Origin of the sequence: Mycobacterium sp. shizuoka-1 (assembly GCF_002723835.1) — a bacterium.
GTDB lineage: Bacteria > Actinomycetota > Actinomycetes > Mycobacteriales > Mycobacteriaceae > Mycobacterium.
The window spans coordinates 5,651-12,554 of sequence record NZ_BEWG01000017.1 but is presented as its reverse complement, the minus strand read 5'-3'; the positions used below and the strand labels follow the sequence as shown (position 1 = coordinate 12,554).

Sequence of the window (6,904 nt, the reverse complement as noted above, 5' to 3'; positions counted from 1 at the left end):
GCGTGTTTGGTAACCACACCGATACCGGAGGTCCTCACCTACTTCCGCTCACCACGCCGTTCACAACCTGTCTGGGAGTTACAGCTAGCGCACGGGTTATGATCGCGCTCACAGAACAGTCTGTGAGCAATTTCACTAGGGGTGGTAGTTGTACATGCAGGTCAGGACGGTGTGATGGCATCCCAGTCATTCCGCGCGCAGCCCGCGTCGCAGCCGTCGCATTGGTATGCCTCCTCTGCCACCTGTAATCGCTCCTACATGTTGGCCGCACTGCGCGCCGGCGTGATCGCCCTGGTCTTGCTCGGCATCCTTGCCCTGATCGTCTTGTTCTGAGCCTTTCCCACTCCCGCCGGCCGCAGCCGGAACCTCCGTTGGGCGTTAGCACTCGTGTCGTCTTGCGTGCTACGCGCCATGTACCGCATCCTGAATCGAACCGACCCGCTGTCGTGTCGCACTGACCTACCGAGGTGTCGCGGAGGCGAGATGGAAAATGGTTCCGGGCGTGCGGTCGAAGTCGCCCCCTTTCATTCTCGTGGTGCCCTGAAGGGCTTCGTCGTTTCCGGCCGCTGGCCGAACTCGACGAAGGAGTGGGCGCAGCTTCTGATGGTCGCGGTCCGCGTCGCATCGCTGCCCGGGTTGCTCTCCACCACAACTATTTTCGGCGTTCGGGAGGAGCTGCCGGACAAACCGCAGCCGGGCACCGTCGGGCTGGTGCTCGCTGAAGGCACGGTTGTCGGCGAATCTGCCGTTCCGCCAGGGCATTTCGCTGACCGGCAACCACCCGCCCTGCTGATGCTGCACCCGCCGTCCGAGACCACGCCGTCGCTTCCGGAGTGCTCTGGGGCCGCCTCGGGTTGCGTTCTGCTGCCCGGCATTCCGCACCTCGGCCTGGAGCATCGCGCTGCGTGGGTGGAGGCAGAGTCCGACGGCACCATCACCGGCATGGTCAGCCGGGTCGGTGTCGACCCGATCAGCCACCCCGACACCGCAATCCTGGCGATGCTGCTGGCCGCCTAGCGATTTTGTGAGGATGCCCAAACTTTCTTACGTGGCGCCCCAAATTTATTGCTACGGTTAGCTTTTCGCGGCGCACGAGTTGCGGGCACTGCTCCGGTGCCCGTAGAGTTGGCCGCAGCGAAGGGGAGTAGCCCCCAATCGGACAATCGACATACTGGCTTGACGCTCACGCGCCTCGCCCGGTTGTCCGGCCGGACCAGTTCCGGTGGGCGAGACCTTCGGCCGTAAAACCGTTAGTGGTTGCCGGCCGGAGGCATCTGTTCCGCCCCTGACCACAGCCACCCGACTGAGGAGTTCTGGGTGCTCTCCGCGTTGTTCCTGAGTTTCGCCGTCATCTTCGTCGCCGAATTGGGCGACAAGTCGCAATTGATGGCCATGACGTTCGCGCTGCGACACCGGTGGTGGGTGGTGCTCAGCGGCATCACCGTCGCCACGACGGCGGTTCACCTGATCTCCGTGGCCGTCGGCCACTATCTCGGCGCCGCCCTGCCCACCCATCTCCTCGGCATCCTGGCCGGGGTGGCCTTCATCCTGTTCGGCCTGTGGACGCTGCGCGGAGACCGACTCTCCGATGACGAGGCCACCCGCGCCCAGCGCACCACGGCGCCGGCCTTCTTCGCGGTGACCTCGGCGTTCCTGCTGGCCGAGCTCGGCGACAAGACGATGCTGGCCACGATCACGCTGGCCGCCGACCACGACTGGGTCGGCGTGTGGATCGGGTCCACCATCGGCATGGTGGCGGCCGACGCCCTGGCGATCCTGGTCGGCGCCCTGGCCGGCAAGCATCTGCCGGAACGCTTCATCCAGCTGGCCGCCGCTGCCCTGTTCCTGGTGTTCGGAGTGTCGATGCTGATCGAGGGCGCCTTCCCTGCGGTGGCAGGCATCGCCATCGCCGGCATCTCGCTCGCCGTCGTCCTGCTGGCCGCGGCCGCCGTGCGCGCGCTGCCGCCGCGGCTGCGACCGGCCGCGCTGCGGACCCCCACTCCGGCAGGCACGGCGCCTCACGATCCGGCGTAAGTGCGGTTACAGCAAAGTAGATTTTCCGGATGACCCGCAACAGCCTCGGTTGCTCAGGGTAATCTCAGGTTCACGAGCGGGCGATTATCGGTCACCTGCTGTGCTGGGATGCCTCCTACCATGCGTTTCTTTGCCCCACGTTCGATGCCGAGCGGGCGCTGACCTGAGAAAATGTCCGCACGGATGTTTGCCAGTGCTGCGAAAATGTCCGCGCGCGTCAATAATCAGGTAGTTTGCACTTGGTTGTCGGCAGATGTGTCGCTACCATGATCAGCAAATAAGCCAACGGAAACGACCGCTCTTCTCGCATGTGGAGGTCAACAAGATGAGCACGACGTTCTCGGCCCGCCTGAATCGCCTGTTCGACACGGTGTATCCACCCGGCCGGGGTCCTCATACCTCCGCGGAAGTCATCGCCGCGCTGAAGTCTGAAGGCATCACGATGTCCGCTCCCTACCTGTCGCAGCTGCGCTCAGGCAACCGGACCAACCCGTCGTCCACCACGATGACGGCGCTTGCCAACTTCTTCCGGATCAAGCCGGCGTACTTCACCGACGACGAGTACTACGAGAAGCTCGACAAGGAATTGACCTGGCTGGCGAACATGCGCGACGAGGGCGTGCGCCGGATTGCCGCACGGACCGTGGGACTGTCGCCGGAAGCCCAGCAGGACATCGTCTCCAAGGTCGACGAGCTGCGTCGCCGGGAGCACCTCGACGATTAGCCCGACACTCCTGTCACAGGAGTGTCGGCAACGTTAGAGTCCGCTCAGTGCCCGGGGGCCCCGGCCTCCAGGGCGCGGTACTGACGCGCGATCTCGAGAATCCATTCCCGATCGGAGTAGTTTTCGGGCTGCCCAAGCCAATTCATTCCGGGAAACCGTCCCTGCCCGGCCGGCTGCGCCACCCGCGGCGTGCGCCGACCGGCGTGAATCCACCTGGCGATCGCCATGGCCTGTTCGGCTGGGGCGACCTCGCGTCGTCTCACGTCGGCCAACACCTCCACGCCGGACCGGTCCGGTGTCCCCGAACGCAGGTGTTCGGCCATGGTGGCCTCCAGGTAGAGCGCGTCAGAGATCAGCGACAACCGCTCGGCCACCCGGAACACCAGGGGACCGCGCGGGCGCTCCCCGATCCCGACGTCGGGCTGCCGGCGCTCCAGTTCGGTCAGCAGCGGATCGATCAGGCGCAACTCGCGCCGGCCGCCGAACCAGTCCTCGATGGCGGGCAAGAGCGAGCCCGCCGCGACGATCGCCATCGCGGCACCCAGCAGCGTGGCGGCCGTGCCGACCCCCACCAGTCGCGAGCTGCCCACCACCCGGATCACGAAGAAGGCGCTGGCCGCCACCAGCAGCGCGATGCCGACCGTGAACACGAACAAGGCGCGCCCGCGCCGGGTGCGATTGGAATGCCGCATGCCCACCCACAGCACCAGCGTCGACGCCAACATCACATAGAGCAGCGGCAGCAACCAGGGCAATGAGGTGTTGGTCGAGCCGAGGTTGCGCCGCAGATATTCCTCCGGCGACATCTCCGGCTGCTGACCGGAGGAGAAGAACAGCACCAGGGTGGCGATGCTGATCACCGCCGCCACCCCGTACTGCACCGCGGCGATCCGGCGCACCACCGCCGGGCGGCGGGTGGACGCGACGCTGGTGATCATCACGCAACTGCCCGCCGCACACCACACCAGCGCGACCTGGCTCAACCCGATCGACACGTTCGACCAGCGCAGCACGCTGTCGATCAGCAGCGTCAGCGGCGGCCAGTTCAGCGCGGCGACCGCGGCCAGGCTGCCCAGCGCGACGATCATCGCCGAACTGACCACCGACTGCTTGTTGACCAACGCCCATCCGATGCGCAGGCCGGTGGCCATTCCCAGCAGACCGGCGATCACCCAGACGATCAACCAAACGCCTCTCCGAGGCGAACTTGCACGATCGAGGAGCGGTCCGAGGGCGACCGGCCGAGCCGATACAGCAATAACGCCGCGAAATCCTCGGCCTCCTGCTCGATGTCCTCCCCACCAGGCCCCATACAGCCGGTGCGCTGGTTGAGCATGTAGCCGATGAGGTCGTCGCTGGCCAGCTCGGCGACATCGCGGGCCGCCTCCGAGATCGGGATGCCATAGTGGCCGAGTACGAGATGGCCGAGCTCGTGCGCGAGCGTCCGGTCCCATGTCGGCAGGCCATGCTGGATCAGGAAGACGTCGTGGTCGGCGTATTGGCGCCACTGACCGCAGACCCCGGCCGGCAGGTCGGCCATTGTGACCTCGATGGGCCGGTCGCGGTCCGCGCTGACGGCCGCGACCAGCCGGGTCAGCGAGATTTCACCGTGGCGCGGAGCAAGGTCCAAGACGTCGTTCACCGCGGTGGTGACCCGGCGACTGGCCGACATCTCGTCCCCCTTCTGCGTCGGCGACTGGGTTGCGATGCGCGATTTCGGTCACGGCATGAACCGGGCGGTCGCGGGTGTCCGCACGACGTGGCCGGCTTTGGCTTGGCGATATCCGACGACGCCACCGAGGGCGGTCAGGGCGAGAAGTCCGGCGAAACCCGGCAGTGCCAGCGCCGCGACCTCGCCCATCTTCGCCTCCCGGAGGTATCTGGGATAGCCCACCCTAGTCGACGGGGGCAGTTCTGTACCGGCTCCCGACGACGTGGCGGGCGGGCGTTCACGGGTGGTGATCGATTCCCGGCCGGGCCCGCCCCGCGGGCCGGGCTCGGCGCCCGGACCGATCGCTCGGGGCGGCAGTCCGATCATCGGCGGCATCGTGATGGGTGGCGGTTGCATACCGGTGGGCCCCACCGTCCCGCGGTCGGCACTGACGACCGGCGGCTCCCCGGGCTGCCCCGGCTCGCCGGGCGGCGGGATCGTGCGCGGCAGGATGCCGATCCCGCCACCGCTGCCGCCCCCGCCGGCGGCCGCCGGTGGCGGCGCGATGCGCAGCCGCGGCGGGGCGGCCACCCCGACCCCGTCGCCATATGCGGCGCGCGGCCACGCCAGCGGCGGGAGCGGGGGCAGCGGTGGCAACGGCGGGAGCACGATCGGCGGGATGTGCGGCAGCGGCAGACACGGCCAGCCGTCCTCGGGCCAGCCGTCCTCGCCGGACAGGCTCTGCCGGGCAGGCCGATCAGCCTGCCTGCGGGGTCCGGCAGCGACGGTGCGCTCCGGTTTTGACGTCGCGGGTGTGAGGTCGGTTCCCCGGGGCTTGCGAGGAACCGCGGGCCGGTGCCCGTCGGGGCGACCGGCGCCGCGGTCGGCCGTGCCGCCCCCGTGGCGGTCGCCGACGCTGCCGGTGTCAGCCGCGGCAGGTACCGCCCACAGCACGCCTGTACCACCGCAGAGCAAACCGCAGGCGATCACCCAGCTAATCGCTGTGGCCCTGCGCGGCGAGCGGTTCACGACGTTCCTCGAGGTAGCGGCGCGGGTCGGTGCCGCGTCGGACGGTTCGCCGATCATTGTGGCATATCCGCAGGTCGTGCCAGTCCGCCTTGGGCCGGGCGCTAGGGTTAGCTGACCCGGTCGCGAGCACGCCTCGCCGATCGCCGACGACCTACCCGGGAGGCAGCAGGAATGGGCCTGTTCACCAAGCGCAAAAGCCGTGCGACCCGTCGCGCGGAGGCTCGGGCGATCAAGGCCCGCGCCAAACTCGATGCCAAGCTTTCGGCCAAGAACGAAGTTCGCCGCATCAAGTCCGCCGAGCGCTCCGAGAACAAGGCGATCAAGGCCCAGCTGAGAGCCGCCCGCGACGCCGACCGCGCGGCCGTCAAGGTTGCCGAAGCGCAACTGAAGGCGGCACGCGAGGGCAAACTTCTGTCCCCCACCCGGGTGCGGCGTGCGCTGACGGTGTCGCGACTGCTGGCCCCGATCGTGGTGCCGGTGGCCTACCGCGCCGCCATCGCGGCTCGAGGCGCGATCGACGAACGGCGCGCCGACCGGCTCGGGGTTCCGCTGAGTCAGCTCGGCCAGTTCTCCGGGCACGGCGGTCAGCTGTCGGCGCGTATCGCCGGCGCGGAGAACTCGCTACGCATGGTGGCCGAGAAGAAGCCCAAAGATGCCGAGACCAAACAGTTTGTCGCCGCGATGACCGAGCGGCTGAGCGCCCTGGCGGCGGCCGTCACGGCGGCGGAGAACATGCCGGGACCGCGGCGTCGCGACGCCCACGCCGCCATCGCCGAGCAACTCGACGGGATCGACGCCGACCTGATGGCACGCCTCGGCGTGCTGTGACCCGTCGGTCGCCGGGGCGCACGCTGACCACAGCCGCGCTGACCGCCACCTTCGCCCTGGTCTCGTGGGCGACCGCGGCCACCGCCGCCGCGCACATCCGCCTCGACACCGACCACCCGGTGCGCGGCGACACCGCCCTGATCACCTTCCAGGTGCCCAACGAGTCTGTAACCGGCTCTCCCACAACCAAAGTCGTCATCTCCCTGCCGAATGTGACGGCGGTCAGCACCGACGTGATGGCGGGCTGGACCGCCGTCACGGATCGCGATGCCGGCACCGGGGCGTACCGGTCCGTCAGGTTCACCGCGATCCCCGACGCGGGCATCGGCGCGGGCCAGTTCGAGTTGTTCGCGATCTCGGTCCAGCTGCCGGACACCGCGACCGCCACCTTCCCCGTGGTCCAGACCTACGCCGACGGCACCGTCGTGGACTGGGACCAGCCGCCGCTGCCCAATGGCGAGGAACCCGAGCATCCCGCCCCGGTCCTGACGCTGACGGCCGGCCCGCGGGCGCCCACCGGCGGGGCCGGCCCGACGGCGGACGATCACTCCCTACCGGCGGCCGGCCCCGACAACACCGCCCGCGCGCTGGCCGGCGGTGCGCTGCTGGTCGCGGCGATCGGCGTCGGCGTCGCGGTG

Annotated in this window: 9 protein-coding genes; 6 read left to right on the top strand and 3 right to left on the bottom strand. The window is 68.7% G+C overall.

Features of this window, described 5'->3' with window-relative positions; all coding sequences use genetic code 11:
- The first annotated feature begins 174 nt into the window (after window positions 1-174).
- From MSZK_RS32570 to MSZK_RS04730, 4 genes are all read left to right on the top strand, one after another.
- The gene (locus MSZK_RS32570; RefSeq protein ID WP_199203192.1) at window positions 175-333 is read left to right on the top strand and encodes a hypothetical protein; all 159 of its coding nucleotides are present in this window, start codon (window positions 175-177) and stop codon (window positions 331-333) included.
- 150 nt (window positions 334-483) lie between these two features.
- Entirely contained in the window at window positions 484-1,017 is a 534-nt protein-coding gene (locus tag MSZK_RS04740; protein WP_099245362.1) for a peptidase, read from the top strand.
- Between the two features lie 300 nt (window positions 1,018-1,317).
- Window positions 1,318-2,034, top strand: a complete 717-nt coding sequence (locus tag MSZK_RS04735) for a TMEM165/GDT1 family protein (protein WP_099245360.1) — start codon at window positions 1,318-1,320, stop codon at window positions 2,032-2,034.
- Between the two features lie 325 nt (window positions 2,035-2,359).
- Window positions 2,360-2,758, top strand: a complete 399-nt coding sequence (locus MSZK_RS04730) for a transcriptional regulator (RefSeq protein ID WP_099245366.1) — start codon at window positions 2,360-2,362, stop codon at window positions 2,756-2,758.
- A 44-nt stretch (window positions 2,759-2,802) separates the two neighbouring features.
- Here MSZK_RS04730 and MSZK_RS04725 read toward each other — a convergent pair whose 3' ends face one another.
- From MSZK_RS04725 to MSZK_RS04715, 3 genes are read right to left on the bottom strand one after another with little or no spacing between them, the layout of a single operon-like run.
- Window positions 2,803-3,942: a hypothetical protein gene (locus MSZK_RS04725; protein ID WP_099245358.1), complete on the bottom strand. Its 1,140-nt coding sequence runs from the start codon at window positions 3,940-3,942 to the stop codon at window positions 2,803-2,805.
- Complete coding sequence (locus MSZK_RS04720) at window positions 3,939-4,430, bottom strand: ImmA/IrrE family metallo-endopeptidase (RefSeq protein ID WP_099245356.1); 492 nt, start codon at window positions 4,428-4,430, stop codon at window positions 3,939-3,941. The genes MSZK_RS04725 and MSZK_RS04720 overlap by 4 nt, the downstream gene beginning before the upstream one ends.
- A 48-nt stretch (window positions 4,431-4,478) precedes the next feature.
- Window positions 4,479-5,363 (bottom strand): hypothetical protein, encoded by an 885-nt coding sequence (locus tag MSZK_RS04715; protein WP_099245354.1) that lies wholly within the window; start codon window positions 5,361-5,363, stop codon window positions 4,479-4,481.
- 246 nt (window positions 5,364-5,609) lie between these two features.
- Between MSZK_RS04715 and MSZK_RS04710 the strand changes: the two genes are divergently transcribed.
- Both MSZK_RS04710 and MSZK_RS04705 read left to right on the top strand, forming a co-directional pair.
- Window positions 5,610-6,266, top strand: a complete 657-nt coding sequence (locus MSZK_RS04710) for a DUF6474 family protein (protein ID WP_099245352.1) — start codon at window positions 5,610-5,612, stop codon at window positions 6,264-6,266.
- Window positions 6,263-6,904 (top strand): YcnI family protein (locus MSZK_RS04705; protein WP_099245364.1); only part of this gene is annotated, 642 nt, incomplete at its 3' end. The genes MSZK_RS04710 and MSZK_RS04705, both read left to right, overlap by 4 nt.